This is a genomic window from Pseudomonas peli, from assembly GCF_050563605.1.
In the GTDB taxonomy this organism is placed as follows: Bacteria; Pseudomonadota; Gammaproteobacteria; order Pseudomonadales; family Pseudomonadaceae; genus Aquipseudomonas; species Aquipseudomonas peli_A.
The window spans coordinates 117010-143465 of record NZ_JBNXUH010000003.1 but is presented as its reverse complement, the minus strand read 5'-3'; the positions used below and the strand labels follow the sequence as shown (position 1 = coordinate 143465).

At 63.2% G+C, this 26456-nt stretch carries 24 protein-coding genes; 2 read left to right on the top strand and 22 right to left on the bottom strand.

Going from position 1 to position 26456, the window contains the following annotated elements:
* Positions 1 to 3 precede the first annotated feature (3 nt).
* From ACQ4LH_RS05270 to ACQ4LH_RS05205, 14 genes are read right to left on the bottom strand one after another with little or no spacing between them, the layout of a single operon-like run.
* The gene (locus ACQ4LH_RS05270; protein ID WP_430696248.1) at positions 4 to 1251 is read right to left on the bottom strand and encodes an NAD(P)/FAD-dependent oxidoreductase; all 1248 of its coding nucleotides are present in this window, start codon (positions 1249 to 1251) and stop codon (positions 4 to 6) included.
* Complete coding sequence (locus ACQ4LH_RS05265) at positions 1238 to 2395, bottom strand: sodium:proton antiporter (RefSeq protein ID WP_430696247.1); 1158 nt, start codon at positions 2393 to 2395, stop codon at positions 1238 to 1240. The genes ACQ4LH_RS05270 and ACQ4LH_RS05265 overlap by 14 nt, the downstream gene beginning before the upstream one ends.
* On the bottom strand, positions 2392 to 4755 hold the full coding sequence (locus ACQ4LH_RS05260) for an MMPL family transporter (protein ID WP_430696246.1): 2364 nt from the start codon (positions 4753 to 4755) through the stop codon (positions 2392 to 2394). The genes ACQ4LH_RS05265 and ACQ4LH_RS05260 overlap by 4 nt, the downstream gene beginning before the upstream one ends.
* Positions 4745 to 5338 carry an outer membrane lipoprotein carrier protein LolA gene (locus tag ACQ4LH_RS05255; protein WP_430696245.1) on the bottom strand — a complete coding sequence of 198 codons (594 nt, stop codon included), beginning with the start codon at positions 5336 to 5338 and terminating at the stop codon, positions 4745 to 4747. The genes ACQ4LH_RS05260 and ACQ4LH_RS05255 overlap by 11 nt, the downstream gene beginning before the upstream one ends.
* The gene (locus ACQ4LH_RS05250) at positions 5335 to 5760 is read right to left on the bottom strand and encodes an acyl-CoA thioesterase (RefSeq protein ID WP_430696244.1); all 426 of its coding nucleotides are present in this window, start codon (positions 5758 to 5760) and stop codon (positions 5335 to 5337) included. Before ACQ4LH_RS05250 ends, ACQ4LH_RS05255 begins: the two co-directional genes overlap by 4 nt.
* Positions 5753 to 7294: an HAL/PAL/TAL family ammonia-lyase gene (locus ACQ4LH_RS05245; protein ID WP_430696243.1), complete on the bottom strand. Its 1542-nt coding sequence runs from the start codon at positions 7292 to 7294 to the stop codon at positions 5753 to 5755. The genes ACQ4LH_RS05250 and ACQ4LH_RS05245 overlap by 8 nt, the downstream gene beginning before the upstream one ends.
* Positions 7275 to 8213 (bottom strand): glycosyl transferase, encoded by a 939-nt coding sequence (locus ACQ4LH_RS05240; protein WP_430696242.1) that lies wholly within the window; start codon positions 8211 to 8213, stop codon positions 7275 to 7277. Before ACQ4LH_RS05240 ends, ACQ4LH_RS05245 begins: the two co-directional genes overlap by 20 nt.
* Complete coding sequence (locus tag ACQ4LH_RS05235) at positions 8210 to 8944, bottom strand: glycosyltransferase family 2 protein (protein ID WP_430696241.1); 735 nt, start codon at positions 8942 to 8944, stop codon at positions 8210 to 8212. The genes ACQ4LH_RS05240 and ACQ4LH_RS05235 overlap by 4 nt, the downstream gene beginning before the upstream one ends.
* The gene (locus ACQ4LH_RS05230; RefSeq protein WP_430696240.1) at positions 8937 to 10607 is read right to left on the bottom strand and encodes an AMP-binding protein; all 1671 of its coding nucleotides are present in this window, start codon (positions 10605 to 10607) and stop codon (positions 8937 to 8939) included. The genes ACQ4LH_RS05235 and ACQ4LH_RS05230 overlap by 8 nt, the downstream gene beginning before the upstream one ends.
* Entirely contained in the window at positions 10604 to 11149 is a 546-nt protein-coding gene (locus ACQ4LH_RS05225; protein WP_430696239.1) for a hypothetical protein, read from the bottom strand. Before ACQ4LH_RS05225 ends, ACQ4LH_RS05230 begins: the two co-directional genes overlap by 4 nt.
* Complete coding sequence (locus ACQ4LH_RS05220; protein WP_090380641.1) at positions 11149 to 11409, bottom strand: acyl carrier protein; 261 nt, start codon at positions 11407 to 11409, stop codon at positions 11149 to 11151. The genes ACQ4LH_RS05225 and ACQ4LH_RS05220 overlap by 1 nt, the downstream gene beginning before the upstream one ends.
* A gap of 11 nt (positions 11410 to 11420) precedes the next feature.
* Complete coding sequence (locus ACQ4LH_RS05215; protein WP_090249897.1) at positions 11421 to 11681, bottom strand: phosphopantetheine-binding protein; 261 nt, start codon at positions 11679 to 11681, stop codon at positions 11421 to 11423.
* Complete coding sequence (locus ACQ4LH_RS05210; RefSeq protein WP_430696238.1) at positions 11656 to 12471, bottom strand: lysophospholipid acyltransferase family protein; 816 nt, start codon at positions 12469 to 12471, stop codon at positions 11656 to 11658. Before ACQ4LH_RS05210 ends, ACQ4LH_RS05215 begins: the two co-directional genes overlap by 26 nt.
* Positions 12444 to 13160, bottom strand: a complete 717-nt coding sequence (locus ACQ4LH_RS05205; protein WP_430696237.1) for a beta-ketoacyl synthase chain length factor — start codon at positions 13158 to 13160, stop codon at positions 12444 to 12446. The genes ACQ4LH_RS05210 and ACQ4LH_RS05205 overlap by 28 nt, the downstream gene beginning before the upstream one ends.
* Before the next feature lie 227 nt (positions 13161 to 13387).
* Here ACQ4LH_RS05205 and ACQ4LH_RS05200 point away from each other — a divergent pair, with 227 nt between their 5' ends.
* A complete protein-coding gene (locus ACQ4LH_RS05200) occupies positions 13388 to 14158 on the top strand; it encodes a ParA family protein (RefSeq protein ID WP_430696236.1) in 771 nt (256 codons plus the stop codon).
* Positions 14159 to 14216: 58 nt separating this feature from the next.
* On the opposite strand, the gene ACQ4LH_RS05195 is transcribed toward ACQ4LH_RS05200, so the two are convergent.
* The 5 genes from ACQ4LH_RS05195 to ACQ4LH_RS05175 all read right to left on the bottom strand — a co-directional run bounded on the left by ACQ4LH_RS05195 (position 14217) and on the right by ACQ4LH_RS05175 (position 19490).
* The gene (locus tag ACQ4LH_RS05195) at positions 14217 to 15017 is read right to left on the bottom strand and encodes a universal stress protein (protein WP_430696235.1); all 801 of its coding nucleotides are present in this window, start codon (positions 15015 to 15017) and stop codon (positions 14217 to 14219) included.
* A gap of 88 nt (positions 15018 to 15105) precedes the next feature.
* Complete coding sequence (locus tag ACQ4LH_RS05190) at positions 15106 to 15549, bottom strand: YiiD C-terminal domain-containing protein (RefSeq protein WP_430696234.1); 444 nt, start codon at positions 15547 to 15549, stop codon at positions 15106 to 15108.
* A gap of 107 nt (positions 15550 to 15656) precedes the next feature.
* Entirely contained in the window at positions 15657 to 16091 is a 435-nt protein-coding gene (gene trxC, locus ACQ4LH_RS05185) for a thioredoxin TrxC (RefSeq protein WP_430696233.1), read from the bottom strand.
* A 60-nt stretch (positions 16092 to 16151) separates the two neighbouring features.
* Positions 16152 to 17429, bottom strand: a complete 1278-nt coding sequence (locus tag ACQ4LH_RS05180) for a bifunctional O-acetylhomoserine aminocarboxypropyltransferase/cysteine synthase (protein ID WP_430696232.1) — start codon at positions 17427 to 17429, stop codon at positions 16152 to 16154.
* Between the two features lie 264 nt (positions 17430 to 17693).
* Complete coding sequence (locus ACQ4LH_RS05175) at positions 17694 to 19490, bottom strand: SLC13 family permease (RefSeq protein ID WP_430696231.1); 1797 nt, start codon at positions 19488 to 19490, stop codon at positions 17694 to 17696.
* 239 nt (positions 19491 to 19729) lie between these two features.
* Here ACQ4LH_RS05175 and ACQ4LH_RS05170 point away from each other — a divergent pair, with 239 nt between their 5' ends.
* Entirely contained in the window at positions 19730 to 20428 is a 699-nt protein-coding gene (locus ACQ4LH_RS05170) for an aspartate/glutamate racemase family protein (protein WP_430696230.1), read from the top strand.
* On the opposite strand, the gene ACQ4LH_RS05165 is transcribed toward ACQ4LH_RS05170, so the two are convergent.
* From ACQ4LH_RS05165 to mscK, 3 genes are all read right to left on the bottom strand, one after another.
* Positions 20425 to 21231, bottom strand: a complete 807-nt coding sequence (locus ACQ4LH_RS05165) for a substrate-binding periplasmic protein (protein WP_430696229.1) — start codon at positions 21229 to 21231, stop codon at positions 20425 to 20427. The two genes, ACQ4LH_RS05170 and ACQ4LH_RS05165, sit on opposite strands and share 4 nt — an antisense overlap.
* 104 nt (positions 21232 to 21335) lie before the next feature.
* Positions 21336 to 22796, bottom strand: coding sequence for a protein adenylyltransferase SelO (gene selO / locus ACQ4LH_RS05160; protein WP_430696228.1), 1461 nt, complete (start codon positions 22794 to 22796; stop codon positions 21336 to 21338).
* A 75-nt stretch (positions 22797 to 22871) separates the two neighbouring features.
* Entirely contained in the window at positions 22872 to 26237 is a 3366-nt protein-coding gene (gene mscK / locus ACQ4LH_RS05155) for a mechanosensitive channel MscK (protein ID WP_430696227.1), read from the bottom strand.
* Between the last annotated feature and the right edge of the window lie 219 nt (positions 26238 to 26456).

Below are 26456 nucleotides of genomic sequence, written 5' to 3'. Positions count from 1 at the left end.
TCCTTATTGACTAGTGGCGCAGAGTTCAGCCAGCACACGCAGGCGCCGCTTCGGTTCGGCGACATAGGGGTTTTTCTCATCCCAGGCGTAGCCGGCGAGGATCGAGCTGATCATCCGGCGGATTTCTGGTTGGGCCTTCTCGAAATAGATCACGTCCTGGAAGCTGCCGTCGTACCAGCCCTCGACATACACGCGGAAGGTGTCGACGCCGCGCTTGAGTGGGATGGCGAATTCATTTTCCCAGTCCACCGTCTCGCCGCTTAGCTGACGGTGCAGGACGCCGGCGGCCATGCTTGCCGAACGCATGGCGATGGTCACTCCGGAGCTAAACACCGGATCGAGGAACTCCGCCGCATTGCCGAGTAGGGCAAAGCCTGGGCCGTGCAGGGTTTTTACGTTAGCCGAGTAACCGCCGATGGTGCGCGCCGGGGTGTCCCACACGGCATTCTTCAGCACCTTGTGCAGACTGGGCGTCTCTTCGATAAATTGCTTGAGGCAGGCATCCAGATCTTCCGGGCGACCCTGATAGCGGCTGGCATCGGCCACCACGCCGACCGAGCAGCGGCCGTTGCTGAACGGGATGGTCCAGAACCACACATCGCGCAGGGTCGGGTGGGTGGTGATCAGAATCTTCTCGCGGTCGAAGCCGGTGCCCTCGCTGCGGTCTTCGACGTGGGTAAACACCGCCTGGCGCACCGGGAAGTTGGACGGCGTGTCGAGGTCGAGCAGGCGCGGCAGCACGCGGCCGTAGCCACTGCCGTCGAGAACGAAGGCGCATTCGACCTGATATTCGTGGCCATCGGCTAAACGACGCACGCTTAGGCGCGGGCATTCGCCGCTGAAATCGACGGCGAAGATTTCCTCTTCATAGCGGATTTCCACGCCCTGCAGTTCGGCCTGATCGGCCAGCAGCTTGTCGAAGTCGGCACGCAGCACCTGATAGGTCGAACCCTGACCCTTGGTGAAGGTGTCGCGGAAATCGAATTCGGTGTAGCGCTCGCCCCAGCCAAAGGCCGCGCCATGCTTGGTCTGAAAACCTGCCGCACGCACCGCGTCGAGCATTCCGGCTTCTTCGACGAAGTCCAGGCAATGCGACAGCAGGCTTTCGCCAATCGAGAAGCGCGGGAAGCGCTGGCGCTCCAGTACCAGCACGTCATGGCCATTACGCTTGAGCAGCGCCGCGGCAATCGCCCCGGAAGGGCCGGCGCCTATGACTACAACCTGGCGTTGTTCGACTTCAAGAGACTTCATGGCGGCTTCTTGCCTCGTTAATGGCATGGGTGGCTGGGCGCGTGCCGAGCAGGGCTGGCAGCAGTGTGGAAAACAGGCTCATCAGCAGCAAGCTGAAATACACCAGGGCATCGATCAACTGCAATTGCAGCAGCAGGTTGAGGAAGACGATTTCGGTCAGCCCGCGAATATTCAGCAGCAGGCTTTCCTGCCATTTGATCTGGCTTGAGGCCGCCGGGTCGGCCCAGTGCAGACCCAGCCAGCTGCCCAGCACCTTGCTCAACACCGGCAGCACCAGCAGCGCACCGAGGTAGAGCCAGGAATAGTGCGCGCCGATATTGTGGAAATCCACGCGCAGCACGCCGTAGGTAAGAATCAGCGGCACCGCCAGGCCATTCAACAGCAACTTCCAGTGCCGCGCCGGCAACGGCAGGCAAAACGGCTGCTTGAGCCAGGCCAGGCAGAGCATATAGGCGATGCCGAACACCAGGGCGTTGAGCCCCAGTTGCTGGAACAGCAGCATCAGGGCAAAGAACGGCAGGCTGTAGAGCAGGCCGTGACGCAGTTTCAGCGCGCGCAGCAGCAGCGGCAGGCCGGCGGCCAGCAGCGGCCAGAGCAACGTGGCCGGGTTGCTGCTGCCCTGGGCCAGGCCGAACAGGCTCCAGCACATAAAATCCATCAGGATCGCCGCGTGCAGCAGGCGTTTGGTCGCCTCCAGCGGGTAGCCGATGCTCTGTAGAAACAGGTACAGCACCGGGATCGCGGTGATAGAGAACAGCAGGCCGATGCCCACCGCGCTCAACCAGTCGCGCTCGCCGGGCAGCAGCCAGACCGCGCAGGCCAGGCCGGCGAGCATCGGCACCAGGAAACTCGGCAGGGCGATTTTCAGGCTGGCGGCATTCACCTCCAGGTCGATCACATCACTGAGGATGTAGCCCAGCAGCAACGCGAAACACAGGCCGTAGGCCAGGTTCAGCCATTCCGGCGCGAGCAGCTGCTTGGCGCTGAGCTGCCAGTGCGGCTCGACCCACAACAGCAGCAACGCCGGAATCGCCAGGCTGGCGACCAGCAACTGGCCGACGATGGGAATCAAGCGGCGGCCGCCGACCCATGCCACCAGCGCATAGATCGCCAGGGCCAGCAGCCAGAACCCGATAACACTCATGACGCTATTCCTTGATTACGAATTGGCGCGCTCACCTGTTGGGTACCGGCCCATGGCGCGAGCAGGAAGCAGAACAGCAGGCCAAGGCTGATCGCCAGGCCGAAGTTGGCAATCGCCGGGGTGTCGCTAATCAGCAGCAGGCCGAACGACAGCCAACTGGTCAGCGCCGAGAGCAGGGTGCCGAGCAGGCTGACTGCCGGTCCGCCGATGTTTTCGCGCATCAGAATGGCGTAATCGACGCCGATGGCGGTGATCAGCAGTAGGCCGAACAGGCTGAACAGCGTCAGCGGCTGGCCCAGCCAACCGAGGCAGGCCAGCGCCGCTAGCGCCGCCAGCAGCGGCAGGCAGACCACCCGCAGTGCGCCGCCGAGGCCGAACGGCAGGCACAGCAGCAAGAGGATCGCCACGCTGGAGATGAGTTTTAATTCTGCGGCGCTAAGTTGGGTGGCGCTAAACAGCGCATTGAGTTCGCTGATCCGATCCACTAGCTGCACCCCCGGCAGGCCCTCGACCAGCGGCTTGAGTTCGCTGCTGTTGCTAAGCCCCTGCAGGCTGACCAGCCCGGCTACAGCATCTGCCCCGTTCTTGCTATGAGCTCCCAGCCATAGCGGTCGCCAGGCCTCGCCCAAGGGGCTGGCCAGGGCTTGTTCAAGGCTCGCCTGGTTGTTCTGTTGCAGTTCCAGCAGTTCGTTATGCAGCGCGGCTGGCGGAATGCCCAGGTCGAGCAGCGGTTGCCAGTGCTGCGGCAGTGCGCCCAGCGCAGCGCGCAACTCCTGCAGCTGACTGTCGGGAGCGACCAGTTGGCTCAGGGCGCGGTAGTCACGTAATTGACCGTTTTGCACTGCCTGATCCAGACGCTGGCTTAGCGCCGCCTGGCGCTCCAGCAACTGCTGTGGGTTAGCGGCGCGCACCAGAAAGAACTGGCTGGTGGGCTGTTGTCCGGTCAGCTCGGCGATGCGCTGGGCCTCGGTCAGCAGCTCCGGTTCCTGGCCCAACCACTGGCGTAAATCATTCTGTGTATGCAGCTGCCACAGCCCGCCGGCGCAAAACAGCAGCAGTAAAGCCAGCAGTGGCGCGCTGCCGACCTTGGCCAACAGGCGTGTCCGACCGGCCAGCAGGCGTTGGCTAAGGCTCAGCAGCTGCGGCGATGGGCTTAGCCGCAGGCCACGTAGCCAGGCCGGCAGCAGGCAGACCGAGCACAGATAGGCGGCAATCAGCCCAGCGGCGGAGAACAGCGCGACCTGGGTCAGCGCCGGAAACGGGGTAAAGGCCAGCGCCAGGTAGCCGATCAGATTGGTGCCCAGGCTCAGGCTCAGGCCCGGCAAGGTGGCGCGCAGGGCGCCCCAGCTAGTCCAGCCGTCCGTTCCTTCAGCGTTACTCCAGCTCTTACTTAGGTAGTGCTGCGGGTAATCGGCGGCGACCCCGACCAGGCTGGCGCCCAGTACCAGGGTCAGAGCGTTGATCTGGCCGAACACCAGCACGCAGGCGGTGCAGCCGGCCAACAGCGCCATGCCAATCGGCAACAGGCTGACCAGCACCCGCACGCGGCGGAAGGCCAGCAACAACAACAGCAAGGTGCCGAGGGTGGCGCCGCCGCCAATCAGGCTGATTTCGCGGGTGGCCTTGGCCTGCCCAGCGGCGGCATACAACACGCCACCGGCCGCCAGCAGTTGGCCGCCGGCTGTTTCGATCTGTGCACGGGTAGCGGCGACCTGTGCGGCAATCAGCGGCGGCTCCTGCATATCGAAGGCGCTGCCCTGGGCGCTGGCACGCAGCAGGGCCCAGGTCATACCCGGCTCTTCCAGCAGCAGCGCACCGCTGCTCAGGTCGGCCTGGATGCGGCTGCCAGGGTTCAGCGCCTGTTGCGCACGGACGCCAAGGCCCAGCCAATCCTGTTCGATGGGAAGCAGGCTGAAACTCGCGAAGGTGTCGAATAGCTGGGCGGCGCGTTGTTCGATCAGTTGTTGCGGTCGTTCCAGCAGCAGCTGGCGATCTGCTGTCGGCAGCAGGGCCAGGCGGTTGCTGCGCAGGTAATCGCGCAGCGCAGCGAGGTCGCTGTCGACGCTCCACTGCACCTGGGCGAAACGGCCGCTGCCGCGCCATTGCTCGCCCACCTGCTGCACCAGGGCAATCGCCTGGTCGCGCTGCGGGTGGCCGATCAACAGCAGCAGGTCGCGATTGAGCGGCTCCTGCATACGTTGTTCGGCCTGCTGCACCAGGGCATCGCCGCTACCGGCCGGCAATAGCGCGAGCATATCCGCGGCTACGGGCGGGCCGTTGCGCCACTGCCAGGCGGCAAGCGCCAGCAGCGCCGCGAGCAGCAGCAGAAAGCCGCGCGGCAGCCAGCGTTCACTGGGCAAAGTCGCGCCGCTCCTGTTCGCTCAAGGCATCGCCTGCCTGGCTTTCGGGTAAGCGCAGCACGCTGTGGTCGCCCTGGGTTTCATGCAGCTCGATGCGCTGCACCAGGGCGCCGCCATCGATCTGGATGCGGCTGAAAATCTGTTTGAGCAACACCGAGTTCGGCACCAGGCGCAGTTGCCAGGCCTCGGCGGTGCCACTCAGTTGCAGCTGGAAATCTTTGGACAGGCCGCTATGGTCGCCTTTGAGCACGGCGAGAAACAGCCGGCTCTGCTGGGCGGCGACATCCTGTCCCGGCTGTTGTTGCCAGCCGCTGGGCGTGAGTTTGGCGATGCCCTGGCCGTCGATGCGGTAATCCTGCTTGAGTGGGCTTTGCAGCTGCCAGAGCAGGCCGAGGTCGCGGCTCAGTACGAACTGGCCACGGCTGGTCAGCGGCTGCGGCAGGGCGCGCAGGTGTTTTTCCTGAATCAGCGGGCCGCGTACCACGGCGGGCTTGGCCAGCTGGGCGCTGAGCTGGTCGAGGTCAAAGGCCAGCGCATTCTGGCTCAGCAGCCAAAGGCCGAGGCCTGCCAGCAGGCGTTTCACGCCAGCACCTTTGCAACGGCGTCGATCAGCACTTTGGGCGAAGCGAACTGCATCTCGCGGGTGGCGATTTCCACCGCCACCTGCACGCTGCTGCCCCGGGTCATACGTTCGCCTGTGGTGGAATCCGTGATCAGGTAGTTGATCTTCAGACGGTTTTCCCACTCAACCAGATCGGCGCGCACGATGATCTTCTGGCCGAACTGCGCGCCACGGATATAGCGCAGCTGCAGGTCGATCACCGGCCAGGCGTAGCCGGCGTCACGCATCTGCACGTAGTTGTGGCCGAGCTTGTCGAGCAGGGCGCAGCGCGCCTCTTCGAAGTATTTGACGTAGTGGCCGTGCCAGACCACTTCCATCATGTCGACGTCGAAGAACGGCACCTGCAGTTCGATTTCCGCCTGCAATACGCCTTTGCTACGCATAGAGCCTCCAGTGCTGCGCGCGGATACGCACCAGGCACAGACGCAGCTCGGCTTCCAGGGCGCGGTCTTCGATCACCGGGTGGAAGTCCACGGCCAGCTGTTCACGCATGGCGGTGATCGGCGCGGGGATGTCGTTCTTGCCGTCGCGCTGACGCAGCCACACGCCCTGGTTGGCGGCCAGCAGGGTGGCGGCTGCGACCTGCTCGGTCAGCTCCAGGCTGCGCAGGGCGTCGCGGGCGGCGATGGTGCCCATGCTCACCTTGTCCTGGTTATGGCATTCGGTGGAGCGCGAGAACACGCTGGCTGGCATGGTGTTTTTCAGGGCCTCGGCGGTCCAGGCGCTGGTACCAATCTGCACGGCCTTGAAGCCGTGGTTGATCATCGCGCTGACGCTTGGCGCGCCGGACAGGTTGCTCGGCAGGCCGTGGTTGTAGCGGGTGTCGACCAGCAGGGCGAGCTGGCGGTCGAGCAGATCGGCAACGTTGCCCACCAGGTTTTTCAGGCTGTCCATGGCGAAGGCGATATGCCCGCCGTAGAAGTGCCCGCCGTGCAGCACGCGCTCGGCTTCGGCGTCGATCAGCGGGTTGTCGTTGGCGCTGTTCAGTTCGATCTCGATAAATTGTCGCAGCAGGCCCAGGCTGTCGGCCAGCACACCGAGCACATGGGGTGCGCAGCGCAGCGAGTAGCGGTCCTGCAGGCGGTGCAGTGGCGCGGTCGGCGCGTCGATGGCCAGATCCTGACGCAGCCAGGCGGCGACTTGCATCTGCCCTGGGTGCGGCTTGGCGGCGAACAGGCGCTCGTCGAAGTGCTCCGGATTGCCCTCCAGCGCCACCACGTTAAGCGCGGTGATACGGGTGGCCAGCTTGAGCAGGTAATCGGCACGGGAGAACGCCTGGCAGGCCAGGGCGGTCATCACTGCGGTGCCGTTCATCAGCGCCAGGGCTTCTTTTGGGCGCAGGGTCAGCGGCGTCCAGCCGAGTTCCTTATGCACATCGGCGGCGCTGCGGCGCTCACCTTTAAACATCACTTCGCGTTCACCGCTCAGGGTTGCGGCGACATAGGACAGCGGCGTCAGATCGCCGCTGGCGCCCACCGAACCTTCTTCCGGAATCAGCGGCAGCACATCAAATTCGAGAAACGCCTGCAGGCGTTCCAGCAGCTCGACGCGCACGCCGGAAACGCCCTGACACAGCGACTGCAAACGTGCAGCCAGGACTGCGCGGGTGCTGGCTTCATCCAGCAGCTTGCCTAAGCCGCAGCCGTGGAAGGTGTAGAGGTGACGCGGCAGCGCCTCGACTTGATGCAGCGGCACAGCCACCACGCAGGAGTCGCCGTAGCCGGTGGTGACGCCGTAGATCACGCCTTCCTTGTCCAGCAGGCTGTCGAGAAAACGCGCGCCCTTGGCGATTTTTTCGCGGTAGGCGGCATCGCTCTGCAGTTGCGCCGGGGCGCTGCGGCTGGCCAGGGCGACAACCTGCTCGATGCTAAGGGGGCGTTCGCCGAATACGATGGGATCAGGCTGATTTGTCGTCATCTTCATTCCAGAACGGGTAGAAATTGAACCATTGCAGGGGCGCATCCAGGCAGCGTTGCGCGAGCTGGTCGGCGTAGCGCTGGGTCCAGTGGCGGATCACCTCATCCCGTTCGCTGCGCTTCCAGTGCAGGCGCTCGGCGAAGGGTTCGATGATCACCTGATAGCGTTTGTCGATTTTCAGGCAGTGAATCAGGTTGACCGGGCATTGCAGCAGCCCGGCCAGCAACCACGGGCCTTGCGGGAAGGCGGCGGGCTTGCCGAGGAAGTTCACGCTGACCTTGCGGCTGCCCTTGAGCGGTACGCGGTCACCGGCAATCGCCAGCCATTCGCCGCGCTCCAGACGCTCGGACAATTGCAGCATGATTGCCGCGTCCAGCTCACTGACCTGAATCAGGCGCAGGTGGGTGGCACCGGCCTCGCCGAGCAGGCGGTTGAACTGTTCGGCGTGTTTGGTGTGCACCAGCACGTTCATCGTCACCTGCTCGCCGAGTTCGGCCAGGGCGCGGCAGACTTCCAGATTGCCCAGGTGCGCGGCCACCAGCATCTGGCCACGGCCTTGCTGGTGCAGCTGAGCGCAGGCATTGCCTGGGTCGATCAGGGTCACCTGTTCCAGACCGAGTTTGCCGTTCCACACATCGAGCTTGTCCAGCAGGGTGTCGGCGAAGCTCATGAAATGACGAAATACCGACTGGCGAGTGGGCTGCAGCTCGGCGCGGCCGCTCCAGTTGGCCAGGTTGCGCTGGTACTGACGGATGCTGCGCCGCGCCTTGGCACCGAACAGGTAGAAATACAGCACGATCAGGTACAGCAGCGGACTGATCAGCCGACGGCCGAGCAGGCGCGCCAGCAGCGCGGTGAATTTCATCAGGATAAAACTGCCGCGCTCGCGCTGCCCGGCCCAGTGCTGCTGGCCACTCATGCGCGGCACCTGCGCCAGAGAATCTGCGGGGCGCGCAGCAACATGCCGAAGAACAGCTTGGCGTGCATCTTCGAGATCAGCACGTTGTCGTGCCACAGGCGAAAGTGCGAGAGGCCGTCCAGCGGGTAGTGCACCTTGGTCGGCAGCCAGTGCATCGGCTGATTGCGCCAGGCCAGGCGCACCAGAATCTCGGTGTCGAAATCCATGCGCTTGCCGATGTTTACCATGTCGATCAGCGCCAGGGTGGCGGGCAGCGGGTACACGCGAAAGCCGCACATGGAGTCGCGAATGCTCAGCGATAGAGTGTTGATCCACACCCAGACGTGGGTCAGGTAGCGCGCGTAGAGGCGGCCTTTCGGCACGCTCTCGTCGTACTGCGGGTAGCCGCAGATCAGCGCTTGCGGTGCGGCTTGCGAGGCTTGGATAAAACGCGGTAGGTCGCTGAGGTCGTGCTGGCCATCGGCGTCCACCTGCAGCGCATGGCTAAAGCCCAGACGAGCCGCTTCACGCAGACCGGCCATTACCGCGCCGCCCTTGCCCTGATTGACCGGCAGGCGCAGCAGGTGGGTATCGGGCTGTGTGGCCAGCTGATCCATTACCGCTGCGCAGGCTGGGCTGGAGGCATCGTCCACCAGCACGCAGGGCAGACCCGCCGCGCGCAGAGCATCAACCACCACGGGCAGCGCGTGTTCGTGGTTGTAGACCGGGATCACCGCGCAGGGCCTATGCACTGGCAGCCCCCAGCAAAATCCGCCCGGACGAGCAGGGTGCTTCGCCGTTGCGGAAGGCGAAGTACAGCTTGCCGCGCGCGGCGTCGAAACGCAGGGTCAGTTGCAGCTGATCGCCGGGGCGTACCAGTTGCTGGAATTTCAGCACTTCCATGCCACTGAAGCGCGGCGGCAGGTCTTTTATCAGGCTGCGCGCCAGTTGCTGCGCCCAGTCGACCTGCACCACGCCGGGCAGTACCGGGGTCTGTGGGAAGTGCCCGGTGAAGTGGGCGAGATCCAGCGGCACCACCAACTCCAGCTGCCATTCGCCGTCCTGTTCGACAGCCGACAACGGTTCCACCTGGGTCGGCCGTGGCGCGGCGAGCAATGCTTCGACAGTGGCTTGCGCCAGTTTGCCCTGGTTGTTGTAGGGCAACTGGGCGAGCAATCGCCAGCGGCGGGGCAGGGCGATGGTTTCGCAATGGCCGGCCAGATGGCGGCGCAGGGCTTCGGTGACGGTCTTGCGTCCCTGGTTGCGCAGCGCATGCAGGCCGGCCGGGCTCAAGGCCACCAGCGCGCCGAGGTAAGCGCGGCCTTCCTGCACCACGCCGAGGCGTGCGTCGCTGAGCCATTCGTGGCTGCTCAGCGCCTGTTCGAGCATGGGCAGGGAGATACGTTTTTCTTCCAGCTTGATAATCCGGTCCAGGCGGCCGCGCAGGGCAAAGCGGCCATCGGTCTGTAGCTCGACAGCATCGGCGGTCTGCTCGCGGTGGCCGGCCGGTAGGTAGGGCGACGTCAGGTGCAGCGCACCTTCGCCGTTCTGTCCCAGTTCGACACCGGCAAAGGGCGTCCACAGCTCGCCGCCCTGGCGCCAGGCGATACCACCGGTTTCCGAGCTGCCGTAGATTTCCGTGGGCCATTGGCCGAGCAGGGTCTGCAGTTCGGCGGCGGTTTCGGCTGGCAGCGCGCCGCCGGAGGAGAACACCTGACGCACCGCACGCAGCGCTGACCAATTAAGGTTGTCGCCCATGCGTTTCAATAGTGCTGGGCTCGCGATCCAGGCAAAATCAGTACCGCTGGCCAGGCTTTCGCGCTGTAAATCTTCGGGGAACGGCTGGGCGCGGCGCAGAAAAGCGCGGCCGGCGCACAGTGGCCAGAGCACGCGAAACAGCAGGCCGTAGATATGCTGGGTGGCGACGCTGCCGAGGATGGTCGCACTGCCCAGTTGTTCGCCCCACAGTTGCTCCAGGGCGGTCACTTCATTGGCCAACTGGCGCAGGGATTTGTCGATCAGTTTGGCTTCGCCGCTGGAACCGGAGGTGCACAGGGTTAGCTGGCACTCGTCGAGATCAAGCGGGGCCGCTGGCAGTGCAGCGTTTTCGGGGCTAAGCAGGTCATTCAGGTTGTCCAGCCACAGGTCACACTGCGTACTCATACGCTGGCGGGTCTGCGGCTGGGCATCGGCCGGCAGCAGTACGGCAATCCCGGCGCGCCAGGCGGCCAGCAGGACGATGGCCAGCTCACCGGCGTCGTCGAGGTACAGCGCCAGGCGTTTTACGCCACGGCCTTGCAGCTCAGCCGCCAATTGCAGGGCGTGCTGGCGCAGTTGGGGGTGATCCAGGTCTGCGGTTACTGCGCGACCGGGGTGGGCTTCGAGCAGCAGATGCTCGAGGGGCAGCCAGTTCATTCATGTCTCCTTACACGCTGGCGCACCAGCCACTCGCCGGCAAACAGCAGGCCCATCAGGCCGTAGGCAATCAGCCCGGTATACAGCGTCCACCAGCTCAGCGGCGCCCAGAAATTCAGCGCCACTACCACCAGGCCGTTGGCCAGGAAGAACCAGGCCCAGACGGCGGTAACCAGGCGCGTATAGCGGATCGCCACTTCTGGCAGCTGCGGCTCGGTCAGGCGCGCCAGACGCTCGATCAGCGGTGGGCCGAATTTCAGGCTAAGGCCGAACAGCGCCAACAGCAGGCCGTTGAGCAGCACCGGATACCAGCGCAGCAGCTCAGGCTCACCGGCGAGGCCCAGCAACAGGCAGAACCCCAGGGCCACGGCGGTCATCCAGCGGTTGCCGGGTTTGCCCCACTGGCTTAGCGCACGCACCAGCCACAGGCCGCCGAGCACGGCGGCGAACAGGCGTGGCGACAGATGCTCCATGCCGTAGTACACGGCAAAGGGATAGAGCAGCCCGGCCAGCAGCAGGAGCAGGCCAAATAGACGACTCATTATTCGCTGGCTGGGGCGTTGACCAGCTGCAGCACCGCCTCGACCACGTCACCGACGGTGCGCACAGCCTTGAACTCCTCGGCTGCGAGCTTTTTGCCGGTCTGGCGCTTGATATGGTCGATCAGGTCCACAGCGTCAATGCTATCGATCTCAAGGTCCTGATAGAGGTTGGCTTCCGGCGTAATACGTTCGGCGTCCAACTCGAACAACTCGACCAGCGCGTCGCGCAGGGTGTCGAAAATCTCTTCACGGGTTTGCATCGGCGGCTTCCTCAGGCGGTCTGTTGCGATGACACGAATGCCGCCAGGCTGGCTACGTTGGCAAAGTGCTTGCGGGTGTCTTTGGCTTCGGCGTCGATCTTGATACCGAAACGTTTCTGGATGGCCAGGCCGAGTTCCAGGGCGTCTACCGAGTCCAGCCCCAGGCCTTCACCGAACAGGGTCAGGTCGGCGGCGATGTCTTCGGCAGCCATGTCTTCGAGGCCGAGGGCGTCGATGATCAGGTTCTTAATTTCCAGCTGCAAATCGCTCATCTTTGGCGAGCTCCTTCATAAAGTGTTGGTGCAGAAAATCGTTGAGTTTGCGTGAGGCTATCGGCGGCGGCCCCATGGCATTGAACTGTTGTGGGTCAATATCCTCGCCTACGCGCAGACGAATGTGAAAACGGCGCGACGGAATGCTGTACCAGGGCTCGGCCTTGGTCAGGGTGGTGGGGCTGACGCTGATTGCCACCGGGGTGACGATACGCGCGCCGCGAATGGCGATAGCTGCTGCGCCGCGATGAAATTCCGGTGCCTGCCCCGGCGTGGTGCGCGTACCTTCGGGGAAGATCACCAGGGTCTGGCCGCTTTGCAGCGCGCCGGCCGCTTCATCGAGCATGTCCATGCTGCCGCTGTTGCTGATGTAGTGGGCCGCGCGCAGGGGCCCGCGCATGCTCGGGTTATCCCACAGGCTCTGTTTGACCACACAGTTGGCGTCGCGAATAAAGGCGATCAGCACCACCACGTCGATCAAGGAGGGGTGGTTGGCGATGACCATCTGCCCTGGCTGGCCGAGGCGCTCGATGCCTTCGACCTCGTAGGTCAGTACGCCGCTGCGGTACATAAAGCGCACGAACAGGTAGAAGGTCTTACTGACCACCGCGCGAGCGCGGGTGCGCCGGCTCAGAGCATCACCCGGAAGCAGGGCCAGCAGCGGGAAGATCAGCACGCGCAGCAGTACGCCGCCGATGCCGAACAGGCTGAAACTCAGGGCCGTGGCAATCAGCCGCCAGACATAGGGCGCGCTGTAACGGCTCAGGCCTTGTTGCGTGACCAGGTCCATTGTCGGCTCTTCCAGTGGTGCTGCAGGGTCGGCTGGTCGCTGCACAGGGCGCGGACCAGGTTGAGAGCGTGGGGCCATTCGCTACCGGCGCCTTCGCCCCGGTTTAGTTGCAGCTGCCAGTCATCACCCGGCGTTAGCAGCAGGCCAACGGCATAGGGAAACGGCACGTCATCGATAAAAGGCGCGTAAAGCTCGGGTGGGGTTTCCTCGGCAATCACCAGCAGCACCGCAGGTGCGCCGTCGTGGAGCATGCCGCAGGCTTCCAGTATGGCGTTTTCCAGGCCATCACCGGCGCCGGCCAGGGCGGTCATTTCGCTATGGTCGCCGCGCTGGATCGACCACAGGCCGATGATCGCGTTATGCACCGAGAGGCTGAACTGGGTCGGCGACAGCGGCTCGCCATGCGCCAGGTCGGTCAGAATCGTCAGGGTGCGTGGGGTTTCGCCATGCCGGCTGGCGAACACCATGGGCAATTGCGGGTGCGCTTCGGCCAGTGGCCAGGCGACGTGAAAGGCCATTCGCGCCAGACGGCTCAGGCGCCGGCGCTGCATGGCCGGCAGTGCGCTGACATCCGGTTGCTGGCCAGCATCCACCAGGCGCGAGGGTGCCTGATGCCAGGCGCACCAGTCAGCCGTGCTGTCCAGGCCAGGAGCCCAGGCACGCCATTGTTCGATCCTGAAATGTGTCACGCGGTGCGCGTCCGTGTCGGCTACAGCCAGCCGCAACCAGCGAAGGGCTTGGCAGCAGGTGTGGCGAAGTGCTGGCATTATCCAGACCGCGTGGGTCGTGCGCAAATCCGCCGCCTGCTGTTCTGACCGGAGGCGGCGCGGGTTTGCCGAAAATCTCGCCCTTGTCACGTAGTTTGCATAGAATCCGGGACCATTTCGGGGTTTATGCAGGATTCAGGGGGTATTTCATGCGGCGCGTGATCTTCAATCAGAAGGGCGGTGTGGGTAAGTCCAGTATTGCCTGCAACCTGGCCGCGGTAAGCGCTTCTCAGGGCTATCGCACGCTGCTGATCGACCTGGACGCCCAGGCCAATTCGACCCATTACCTCACCGGCCTGACCGGTGAGGACATCCCCATGGGTATTGCCGAGTTCTTCAAGGGCACGCTGTCATCGGCTCCGTTCGGTAAGAAAGGCAGCGTGGATATCTACGAAACGCCGTTCGAAAACCTGCATGTGGTCACCGCCACCGCCGAACTGGCCGATCTGCAGCCCAAGCTTGAGCAGAAACACAAGATCAACAAACTGCGCAAACTGCTCGAAGACCTCAGCGAGGATTACGAGCGCATCTATCTCGACACACCGCCGGCGCTGAATTTCTACACCGTCTCCGCGTTGATCGCCGCTGACCGTGTGCTGATCCCGTTTGACTGCGACAGCTTCTCGCGTCAGGCGTTGTATGGTCTGCTGCGCGAGATTGAAGAACTCAAGGAAGACCATAACGAGGGCCTGGAGGTCGAAGGCATCGTGGTCAACCAGTTCCAGCCGCGCGCCACGCTGCCGCAGCAGCTGCTCGATGAACTGGTCGCCGAGGGCTTGCCGGTGCTGCCGGTCAATCTGATGAGTTCGGTGAAGATGCGCGAATCGCACCAGGCCTGTACGCCGCTGATCTACCTGGACCGCAGCCACAAGCTGACCCAGCAGTTTGTCGAGCTGCATGATTTGCTCAACGCCAACTGATCGTTACGCGACAAACAAAAAAGCTGCCTAGGCAGCTTTTTTGTTGGGCGGAGAAAACCTAACGGACGACGTAAATGTCGCAGGGCGCCTTGTGCAGGAAGTGCTGCGCCAGGCTGCCGAGTAGGGCTTGCGACAGTGCGCTGCGGCCGTGGCTGCCGAGTACCAGCAGTTCGGTGTTGGTGCTTTTCAGGCGCGCTTGCAGGCAGCGCAGGATGCCGCCTTGCTCCACCGAGTGAGTCAGGGTCGGGCCTTTCTCCGGCAGGTTTTGCGCTTCATCTTCCAGCAACTGGTTGATCAGGGCTTTCTGCGTGTTCAGTTGCGCTTCGACCTGCTTGGGCGTGCCCTTGTCCGGTTCGAATACATGCAGGGCGTGCAGCTCGGCGGCTTCCGGCAGCAGGCGGTAAGCCTGGCCGAGGGCGCTGCAGGCGCAGAGCGAGAAGTCGATGGCGGCCAAGGCGCGCTCATATGGGTTCGAATCGTTACGCGCGACCAGCAGCAGCGGCACCGGGCAATTGCGCGCAATGCGGTCGAGGCTGGTGCCGGAGAAGAAGTCGTGGCGCTGGTGATGGCCGCCGAGTACCAGCAGGTCGCAACCCAGCTCATTAAGCTGCTGCAGCACCACTTCCGAGGGTTTGATGCCGGTGCGGATCAGCAGCTGGCTGCCGGCCGGGGCGTACTGGGTCAGGCTGCGGTCCAGCGCCTGCTTGGCCTGCTCATGCTCCTGGCTGCTTTTGCTCGGGTCGAGTACATGCAGGATGGTCAGTTTGGCTTTGAATTGCTTGGCCAGCTGCGTGGCGCGGCACAGCGCCATGTCGGCAGTGTCGCGCAGGTCGTGGGCAATAAGGATGTGACTGGGCATGGTCGGCGTTCTCCTGCCGATGCATGTCGGCACATTTATTGTGACCTCGAGTCATAGCTGGACTTTTGACCCAGGGCAAGGTCAGGCGTCAGCGTGCGCGTAATTGGTACAAGCCGCGACTCTCGACCACTACTTCACCACTCTCATCGGTTAGCTGCAACTGTAAAACATACTCGGCTTTGCCGAGTTCTGTTGCCTGCTTTTGCAGCTGCTGGATTTCTTCCGCTGTAAGGCGCGCTTCGACCCGAATATCGCCGGTTGCTGGGCGGCGAAAGCGCAGGTTCATTTCCTTGATGATGGGGTAGAAACGCTGGGCATCGAAGCTGGTGAGAAACAGCGCGCCGCCGGGAATTTCCGCCAGGGTGAACAGCGCACCGGCGTACATGCTGCCGATATGGTTCTGGTTACCCGTCAGTGGCATCAGCAGACGCACGTGACCAACTTCCAGCACTTCGGCCTTGAGTCCGCTGCGCTGGACAAAGGCAATCTGTTCTTCGGTGAGCTGGCGCACCAGTTCGATAGGCATCGTCATGCTTGGCTCCACAATTGTTGTTGTGCAGCCAGCCTAAGGGTTGGTCGATGGCAGGGTAATGACCGCAGTGGCGGTGCGAGATTGACCAATCCGCTCAGCGCGGTCTGTTAGATACCCTGCTGACGCAACCAACCGAGCAATTGCGGCAAGGGCAGTGCGCCGCTCTGCCGGGCAACTTCCACACCGCCCTTGAGCAGTATCAGCGTCGGGATTGAGCGGATGCCCATTTCGGCGGACAGCTGTGGGTTGGCTTCACTGTCCAGCTTGCTCAGGCGGCAGTGGCCCTGTAGCTGCGCGGCGGCCTGTTCATAGATTGGCGCAAAACTACGGCAGGGGCCGCACCAGCTCGCCCACACATCAATCAGCAGCGGCAGGTCACCCTTGTTCTGCGCATCGAAGTTGGCTTGGGTCAGGTCGAAGGGTTTGCTGGGTAGCACTTCCGATTTGCAACGGCCACAGCGTGGCGCATCGCCCAGGCGCTCGGCGGGAATGCGATTGAGACCGTTGCAGTGTGGGCAGGGGATCAGCAGGGGGTTAGACATGGGCGACTCCAGAGGCGGTTATCCCTTATCTGGAGTCGCTTGCGCGGATATCAAGGGCGATCAGCTCGCCGCAGCGTCCAGTGCCTGGGCCAGGTCGGCGAGGATATCGTCGCTGTGCTCGATGCCGATCGACAGGCGCACCATGTCACGCGGCACGCCGGCGCGTTCCAGCTCTTCGTCATTCAGCTGGCGGTGCGTGGTCGAAGCCGGGTGGCAGGCCAACGATTTGGCATCGCCGATATTGACCAGGCGCACCACCAGCTGCAGCGCGTCGATAAAGCGCGCGCCGGCAGCCTGGCCGCCGACGATGCCGAAGGAGAGGATCGAGGCTGGCTTGCCGCCGGTGTAGCGCAGGGCCAGCTCATGCTCGGGATGATCCGGCAGGCCGGCGTATTTCACCCAGGCCACCTGCGGGTGGTTCTGCAGGTAATGGGCGACCTTCAGCGCGTTCTCGCAGTGGCGCTCCATGCGCAGGGCCAGGGTTTCCAGCCCCAGCAGGATAAGGAAGGCATTGAACGGCGACAGCGCCGCGCCGGTATTGCGCAGCGGCACCACGCGGCAGCGACCGATAAAGGCCGCCGGGCCGAAAGCTTCGGTGTAGGTCACGCCGTGGTAGGACGGGTCCGGGGTGTTGAGCAGCGGGAAGCGCGTCTTGTTGTCCGCCCAGGGGAACTTGCCGGAGTCGACGACGATGCCGCCGATGCTGGTGCCGTGGCCGCCGATGTACTTGGTCAGCGAGTGCACGACGATGTCGGCGCCATGCTCGAACGGCCGGCAGAGGATCGGCGTGGCCACAGTGTTGTCGACTATCAGCGGCACGCCATGGCGGTGCGCGGCAGCGGCCAGGGCGGCGAGGTCGACTATATTGCCGGCCGGGTTGCCGATGGATTCGCAGAACACGGCTTTGGTGCGCTCGTCGATCAGCGCTTCGAGGGCGGCGATGTCGTCATGAGCGGCAAAGCGGGTCTGGATGCCGAAGCGCGGCAGGGTGTGGGCCAACAGGTTGTAGGTGCCGCCGTAGAGTTTGGCCACCGAGACGATGTTGTCGCCAACCTCGGCCACGGTCTGGATCGCGTAGGTGATGGCGGCCATGCCCGAAGCCACGGCCAGCGCGCCGACGCCGCCTTCCAACGCCGCCACGCGCTCTTCGAGCACAGCGTTGGTCGGATTCATGATCCGCGAATAGATGTTGCCGGCAACCTTCAGGTCGAACAGGTCGGCACCGTGCTGGGTGTCATCGAAGGCAAAGGAGCTGGTCTGATAGATCGGCACTGCCACCGCCTTGGTGGTCGGGTCGGGGCTGTAGCCGGCGTGGATGGCCAGGGTTTCCAATTTCATGCGCGCGTTCCTTCAGGGCAGATTGAAGGTTGGCAGCATGGGCAAAGCAGCAAGGCCCGGTCAATGCGCTGGAGCAATGAAACGGGCCTTGGGTTAGATCGATATATTCGCCGCTTATGCCGCTAACAGGCCGCTGAAAACTACCTGCGTTGCCATCGCGGCGTTAAAAACAGGCTCAAAATGCTCATTTACAGCTCGTAAACTGCGCTTTTTCGCCTGTTTTTGCCTTGCGCTGGCTGCCTCGCCTACGTTTTCAACGGCCTGTTAAACCGGTGTTAGCGGGAAGAACCAGGGAATGACGAAGCTGGCGACCACCCACAGCAGCAGGTTGAGTGGGATGCCGACCTTCATAAAGTCGGTAAAGCGATAGCCGCCGGCGTTGTAGACGAAGGTGTTGGTCTGATAGCCGATGGGCGTGGCGAAGCTGGCGCTAGCGGCGAACATCACCGCGACCACGAAGGCGCGCGGGTCGACGCCCAGGTGCTGGGCCATACCGATGGCAATCGGCGTGACCAGCACGGCCACCGCGTTGTTCGACAGCACTTCGGTGAGGATCGAGGTGAACAGGTAGATAAACGACAGCATCAGCAGCGGCCCGGCCCACGGCATCAGGCCCATGACATTGCTGACCATCAGGCTGACCAGGCCGACCTTGTCCATGGCGATGCTGATGGCCAGCATGCCGAAGATCAGGCTGAGGATCTTCCAGTCCACCGCCTTGTAGGCGTCTTCCACATCCAGGCAGCGGGTGGCCAGCACAGTCACCGCGCCGATGATCGCCAGACCCTCAATGGGCATTACGCCGAAGGCCGCCAGGACCATCACCGCCATGGTGGCGATGATCGCAATCGGCGCCTTGTCGCGGCGGAAGGCGCGTTCCTGCACAGCGTTGAGGCTGATCAGCTCGCCGTTGTCGGCAAAGCGCTTGATCTGCGTCGGCGTGCCTTCGACCAGCATCACGTCGCCGAACTGCAGTTCGAAGTCATCCAGGTTGCCCTGGATGTTCTCGTCCTGACGGTGCACGGCGAGCACGGCGATGCCGTAGCGCGCGGTAAGGTCGAGGTCGCGCATCGGCCGGTGGCTGTAGCGCGAGTTACGCCCGACTATCGCCTCGGCGAGGATCACGTCGTGGCTGCTGATGGTTTCGAAGGCGTCGCTGCGGTTGAACGTCAGGTGGCCGCTTTCGCGCAGCTCCACCACATCCTTGACCTGTCCGTGCAGCACCAGTTGGTCGCCGGCGAGCAGCAGGGTATCGTGGGCCGGCTCGGTGAGCTCCTGCTCGTCGCGGAAGATCTTCAACACCTGTAAGCCGCTGCCGCCGTTGAGGTTGGCTTCGTGCAGGGTCTTGCCGATTACGGGCGAGTCATGCGGCACCAGCAACTCGGTCATAAAGGTGCGGTCGAGGTTCGGGCGCAGTTGCTTGGACAGGGTTTCGCGCTCGGGCAAGAGGCGATGGCCGATGGTCAGCAGGTAGGCCATGCCGAAGGCGGCCATGATCAGGCCGGCACCGGTAATTTCAAACATGCCAAAGGGTTCAAGGCCGGCCTTGCGCGCCACGCCGTCGACCAGAATATTGGTCGAGGTGCCGATCATGGTCAGGGTGCCGCCGAGGATGGTGGCGTAGGACAGCGGAATCAGCAGTTTCGACGGCAGCGTGCCGGCGCGCCGTGCCAGGGAAATTGCCACCGGGGTGAGAATGGCCACTACCGGGGTGTTATTCAGGAAGGCGGAAATCACCAGGGCGGTAACGGTCAGGCCGGTGAGCACGCGGATCGGGCTGGTGCCAACCAGGTCGCCCAGCCAGTTGCCCAGGGCATCGATGCAGCCGGTGCGCTCCAGCGCGGCGGAGAGCACGAACATGCAGGCGATGGTCACTGGCGCCGAGTTGCTCAGCACGCTGAGCACTTCCCCAGGCGTCAGCAGCTGGGTAATCAGTAGCGCCGCCACGGCGATGGCCGCGACGATGTCCGGGCTCCACTTCTCGCGCACAAAGGCGTACAGCACCCAGATCAGCAGGGCACCGACAAACAGCAGGGGCAGGGGAAGAGAGTCCCAGAACATGAACATCCTTAGCGTGCGAATCTCGTGTGAGGTATCGGGCGCGGCGAATCCAGACGGCGCGGCCACGCAAGGCGGAGAAGATAAGGGTTGCTGCTTAGAGAGTCTAAGAATGTTTGGAAAGGTTTATATGCCTTTTCGATTTAATAGATAAGGCTGTACCGACCGCTCTGCCGCGCACTGTGCCTGTGCGCTGGGGCTGTGGCGGATTAGGCTCAAGGCTTTATCGAGCAGGAGGGGATATGCGTCAGCTAGGCATTCTGGGTGGCATGAGTTGGGAGTCCACGGCCAGCTATTACCGCTTGCTCAATCAGGGCGTGCGCGAACAGTTGGGCGGCCTGCATTCGGCGCCGCTGCTGCTGCATTCGGTGGACTTTGCCGAGATCGCCGAGCTGCAACGCCGCGCTGACTGGCAGGCCGCAGGTGAGCTACTGGTCAAGGCCGCGCAAGGCTTGCAGCAGGCTGGGGCAACGGCCTTGCTACTGGCCACTAACACCATGCACAAGGTGGCACCGGCTATCGAAGCGGCGGTGGATATTCCCTTGCTGCATATCGGCGATGCCGTGGGCCAAGCCCTGCAGCGTCACGGTGTGCGCCGCGCGGCCTTGCTTGGCACGCGCTTTACCATGCAAGAAGACTTCTACCGCCAACGCCTGGCCGAGCGCTTCGCGATTGAGGTAATTACCCCGGACGCGGCGCAGATGGCGGAAATCGACCGGGTGATCTTTGCCGAGCTGTGCCAGGGCCAGTTTCTGCCGCAGGCGCGGGCGTTCTATCTGGACTGTTTGCGCGCCCTGCAGGAGCAGGGCGCCGAGGTGGCCATCCTCGGCTGCACCGAGATTGGTTTGTTGCTCGATGGCCTGGATGCCCCGCTGCCGCTGCTCGACAGCACCGAGCTGCATGTGACCATGGGGCTGGAGTGGATGTTGGCACTGCGCTAGAAGTTGAGGGCCTGATCGGTTTGTTGCGGGCTCAGGTATTTGAGGAATATGCCCCGCAGCGTGCCATCGGCTTTCATCTCGTCAATCAGGCCTTTCATATTCAGGTAGGCCTGTTCTGAGAAGTGCGCCTTGCTCAGGATCAGATTGTGCGCAATCGGCGCGCGCTCGGGTTCCCAGTCGTGGACGATAACGCTGTTGTTGAGCCCGAGTTCATTCAGTTCTTTGGCATAAAAAACCGGCAGAGAAACGATCAGGTCTACCCGGTTACCGGCTTTGAGCATGAGGAACAGATTGTGAATCGTCGGTACTTCATGCACGCGGCCTTTGGTGCGCAGGGTGTCGATCAGGCCATCGAAATAGTCGCCGTGTTTAAAGCCGCGAACAACCGCGGCAGTCGCGCGTTCATCCTCGATCAAACGGTCGGCGGTGGCGTATTTGGCATCGGTGACCAACGCCATGTTCTTCTGCGCGATGTAGGGGATGAAGAAGGCAAACTTATCGCGCTCGGCCGTTCTGATGCCGGATACGCTCATGGGCAGCGAACCCTCCTCGAGCCCCTTCCATATGCGTGCGCGGGGCCGTTCGATGTAGTCGAAGCTGTAACCGCCTCTGTTTTTCAGCTCATCGATCACGTCCTTGTCGATGCCGGCGCCGTTTGAGTAAAGGTAGCCAGCTTCGTAAAAGGCGACCTTGTAGGTGCTGTCGAGCAACTCCTGCGCTGCGGCATGGCTGATGACAGGCAATATCGATACGCAGCAGATCAGGACTCTGAGCCACAGGTTACGTATTGTCGGAGCTGCCATGCAGTTCGCTTCCTTGGAATGCTCGCAGGGAGGAGTGCGAGCGAAGTGAACTGCAGTGTAGTAGGCATCTACAGGCTGTTATGCCAGGCATCGTATGGCCGGTTTTACGATGAACAGCTGATTTCCAGATGCTTGCCCCACTCCGGTGGGCGCTGGGCGTAGCGTTCGAAGCCGGGTTGTTCATCGAAGGGCCGGGACAGCACGGCGTGCAGCTCGCGCACCGGGGCGTAGTCGCCCTGCTCGGCGGCTTCGATCACTTGCTGCGCCAGGTAATTACGCAGGATGTATTTGGGGTTGGCCGCGTGCATGTGCGTGCGGCGTTGCGCCTGGTCGTCGCCATCCTGAGCGCTGCGCGCCAGGTAGTCGGCGGCCCAGGCGTCGAAGCCGGCGAGGTCGGTAAAGTCGTCACGCAGGCGCGCCACGGCTTGCGCTGCCGGGCTGTCGCCGAGTTCGCGGAAGAACAGCGTGTAATCCACCGCGCTGCTTTGCATCAGTTGCAGCAGGCGTTGCACCAGGGCTTCGTCGCCTTCATCGGCGCTGAGCAGACCCAGACGTTTGCGCATCAGGTCGAGGTAATGCGCCTGGTACAGCGGCAGGAACAGGCCGAGCGTCTCACGCAGCGCGTCTACATCGACCAGCGGCACCAGGGCCTGGCCAAGGGCGGCGAGGTTCCACTGGGCGATCGGCACCTGATTGCTGAACGAGTAACGGCCGGTGTCATCGGAGTGGTTGCAGATATGTTTGGCGTCGAAATCATCGAGAAAGGCATAGGGGCCGTAATCGAAGGTGATGCCAAGGATCGACATGTTGTCGGTGTTCATCACCCCATGACAGAAACCGTAGGCCTGCCAGTAGGCGATCATCGTGGCGTTGCGTTCGATGATCTCGCGGAACATCGCCAGGTACGGCTGCTCCTGCTGCAGGCAGTCGGCGTAGTGGTTGTGCAGCACATGCTCGGCCAGCTGTTTGAGCTGCTCATGCTGCTGGGTGTAGTAGAAGTATTCGAAGTGGCCGAAACGCACATGGCTGGGCGCCAGGCGCAGCACCATGGCCGCGCTTTCCTGCTTCTCGCGCCACACTGGCGTGCTGGAACCGGTCACGCACAGCGCGCGCGAGCTGGGGATGCCGAGGGCGTGCAGATGTTCGCTGGCGAGAAATTCGCGGATCGATGAACGCAGCACCGCGCGGCCGTCGCCCATGCGTGAGTAAGGCGTTTGCCCGGCGCCTTTCAGATGGAGGTCCCAGTACTCGCCGGCCTCGTTAACCACCTCGCCGAGCAGCAGGCCACGGCCATCGCCCAGGCGCGGGTTATAGCCGCCAAACTGATGCCCGGAGTAGACCATGGCGCGCGGCTCGGCGGTGCTCCACAGCTTGTGTCCGGCGAAGATCTGCGCAAACACCTCGCTGTCGGCTTCGCTTGGCTGCAGATCGAGCAACGCCATGGCGGCTGGGCTGGCTACGACCAGGCGCGGCTCGGCAATCGGCTCGGGCAGCACGTGGGTGGAGAAAGCGTCGCCGAGGCGGGCAAAACGGTTGTCGAACTGCAGCTCGATAAGCGACTTCACGGTCAGGCTCCAGCCGGGCAGGTGCGGCCCGGCAGTGGTGAGGTGGCGGCCCGCACCAGCGGGCCTGGCGGCAAGTTACTGTGGGTCGATTGCCGGCGCCGGCGCGGTCGGTGGCAGTTGCCCCTGTTGCGCATCGGCCGCCGCAGTGGCTGCAACCATTTGCCCGCTGGTCAGGTTGAGTTCCTGGCCGTGCAGGTTCTTGATCATCACCTCGACCTGGTTGAAGGCCATTTCCACGTTGTTTTCCCGGAAGGTCAGCGCGATACGCGTAAGGATCTCGTCGGTGGCGGCGTTGCGGTCGCCCAGTTCGCGCACGTGGAAACGCAGCTCGTAGTCGAAGGTGCTGGCGCTGATGGTCAGGAAGAACAGCAGCGGCTCCGGATCGCGCAACACGCGCGGGTTCTCGATGGCGGCCTGCATCATCAGCTTGCGCGCCAGAGGCAGGTCGGTTTCGTAGGCTACGCCGACCTTGATGATGACCCGGGTAACCGTATCGTTGAGCGACCAGTTGATCAGTTGGTCGGTGACGAAGGTCTTGTTCGGCACGATGATTTCTTTGCGGTCGAAATCGGTGATGGTGGTGGCGCGAATGCGGATCTTGCTGACCGTGCCGGACAGGTTGCCGATGGTCACCACGTCGCCGATGCGCACCGGGCGCTCGAACAGGATGATCAGGCCGGAGATAAAGTTGGCGAAGATCTCCTGCAAGCCGAAGCCCAGGCCCACCGACAGTGCGGCTACCAGCCACTGCAGCTTGTCCCAGCTGACCCCTAGGGTCGACAGGGTGGTGACAAAGCCGATGGCCACGATCAGGTAGGACAGCAGGGTGGTGGTGGCGTAGGCACTGCCTTGGGCCAACTTCAGCCGTGACAGCACCAGCACTTCAAGCAGGCCGGGCAGGTTGCGCCCTAGGGCGATGGTGATGCCGATGATGACCAAGGCGCCGAGCACATCACTGAGGCTGATCGGCACCAGAGTGGCGGCATCGCCGGTGCCGCTGCTGTATTCGTATAGGGCGATATTGTCGAGGTAGGCGAATACCGAAATCAGGTCCGCCCAGACCCAGTACAGACCGGCGATAAAGGTACCGAGCAGGGCCAGGCGGATCAGGCGCAGCGACTGCTGGTTGACCTGTTCGATATCCAGGGTCGGTTCCTCGACCACGGTTTCCGTGCCTTCGCCGCTGTCCTTGCTCTGCGCCAGGCGTTTGGCCGTGGCGCGCTGGTAGGCCAGGCGGCGTGCCGCAACGCCCAGGCCGCGGATGAAGGTAGCTTCAATTACCAGCCAGATCACCAGCAGGTAGAGGGTGTTGATCAGGCGGTCGCTGAGTTTCAGCGCGGTGTAGTAGTAGCCGAGGCCGACCGCGACGATCAACGCCAGTGGCAGCAGGCTCAGGGCCATGCCGATCAGCATGCGGAAGGCCGAGGCATGTTCGCGGGCCGGGCCAGTGAGCAGCAGCTTGTGCAGCAGCCAGACCATCAGCGCGTAGCAGGTCAGCACCACGGCCAGGCCGATCACGTCATCACCCAGGCCGGCCGGCTGGTGTTTGGCCACCGTCACTACGGCCACCATGGCCATGACTACCAGGCCCAGGCGGCGTACTTGGCGGTGCAGGAAGGCCACCTGCGAGCGGCCCCAGCGGAAGTGCAATTCGGCCACGCCGCCGTCGGCGAGGATGCGATACAGGGTGTAGAACACCAGCCAGGCCTGGGCCATCTGGAACAGCGCCTCGCCCAGGTTGGCGTTCTGCCCGCGGGCGTCCATCTGCAGGGCAAAGCCGCACAGCGCCAGGAACAGCGTGCCGGGTAGCGCCAGCAGCACGTTGAGCATGATCGCCATCGGCGTGTGCAGCTGACTGTCACGTTTGAAATGGCCGATGTCCTGATGCAGTTCGGCGAGCTTGCGGTACAGGTAGCCGCGGCGCCACAGCAGCACGCCAATCAGCAACAGCAACGGCAGAAACAGCAGCGGCCGCTCGGTCAGGCCGGCACCCAGCTGGCGCACGTTGGCGCCCCAGGGCAGTTCGGCAATCTGCCGCTCCAGCAGGCGCGGGACGGATTTGAACCACTCCAGATCCAGCGGCTTGTTGCTGGGTATCCAGAACATCTGTTCGTCGAGAGTGGCGCGCAGGGCGTCGGCGGTGGTTTTCAGTTGCTTCTGATTCAGTTGCAGGGTGATCGACTCGTTGAGCAGAGCGTTCAGCTCACGGTTCAGGCGGTCGATCAGTTCACGGCGGGTGTTGATGATTTCCAGCAGGTCGGTGTGCAGCGCCTGGTTATTCGGCTCACTGGCCTGGTTGCTGAGCAGGGTGTCGACATACACGCTGGGGTTGTTGATGGCTTCGCGCTGCTGGTTGAGCTCGAACTGGTACAGGCGCAGGTCGGCGATCTGGTCGGGCAGGTTGCTGTCGAGCTTCAGCGTCGGCAGGGCCTGCTGCTGCTTATAAAGGATGCGCGAGAGCAGCAGGCTGCCTTGCAGCACGCTGATCTGCTCTTCCAGGGCCTGGTCGCTCTGGCTCAGGCTGTCCAGTTGCTGCTTGGTTTGCAGGTTCAGGCGGGTCAGCTCATTGAGCCGGTCGGTGGCGCGCAGCAGGTAGTCGGAGAGCTTCAGGTTGAGTGCACTTTCCTGCGCCAGCAGGCTGTCGGTGCCGGCCTTTTCGGCCTCGCGGGACTGTTCGGCGAGGGTCTGTTCGGACAGGTTGCGGCGTTTTTCGTTGATCAGGTTCTGCAGGTCGAGCAGTTCCTGTTCGAGGCGTTTGATGCGCTCTTCCAGCAGGCTGCGGCGGCTGTTGCCGAGGTCCTGCAGCAGGTTGTTGCCGGCCAGTTCCTGGCGCCGCAGATTGGTTTGCGCATCGAGCTTGGCCAGTTCGGCATTCAGTTGGTTACGCCGCTCGCTGCTCAGAGGTTTGCTGGCGTCGCGGCCGCTTTTCAGGGTGTTGTTGATTTCCTGGCTGCGGGTCTGGTTGCCGCTGATTTCTGCCTGGGCGCGCTCCGGGCGGGTCTGCGCGGTGATCACCAGGCTGTTGGCGTCGATGATCTGCTTCTGCCACTCGTTGAGTTGTGCGTTGCGTTCGGCCAGCAGCTGTTCGAGCTGCGGCAGCGCGCTTTTGCCGTAGCGCAGGCTGACCTGGGTGGGCGTGCTGTTTTTCAGCCGTTCGTAATCGCGCTGCGCCTCGCCAATCAGGCGTGGGGCTTGCTGCAGCTGCTTTTGAAGGTCGGCCAGACGCTTTTCGCTGTCGGCTTTCTCATCCAGCAGCGCCAGGGTTTTCTCTAGGGTCTGCTTGACGGCCAGCTGCTCGGCTTCCGGCAGCTTGCGATCGGCCAGGCTGTCCAGGCTGCTTTGTATGTCATCGCGGCTCGGCGGCTCGGCGGCATGTAGCAAGGGGGCGCTCAGGCACAGCCCGAGCAGGGCGACGGCAAGATAAGTGCGAAGAGAAGGCATAGTAACGATCGTTGGCTCGAAAAGAAGCTGAGTTTAACAGGCGCCTGGCTAAGCGCCTGTGCCGCGTATAACGGCTATTAGAGTCGGTTTACGATCTCGCGAGCTAGAGCCCTGCAAGGCAAAAACAGGCGAGGGAGCGGAGTTTACTGCTGTAAATGAGCATCCCGAGCCTGTTTTTAACGCAACAGGGCCGACGCGCAGCAGGTCGTAAACAGGCTC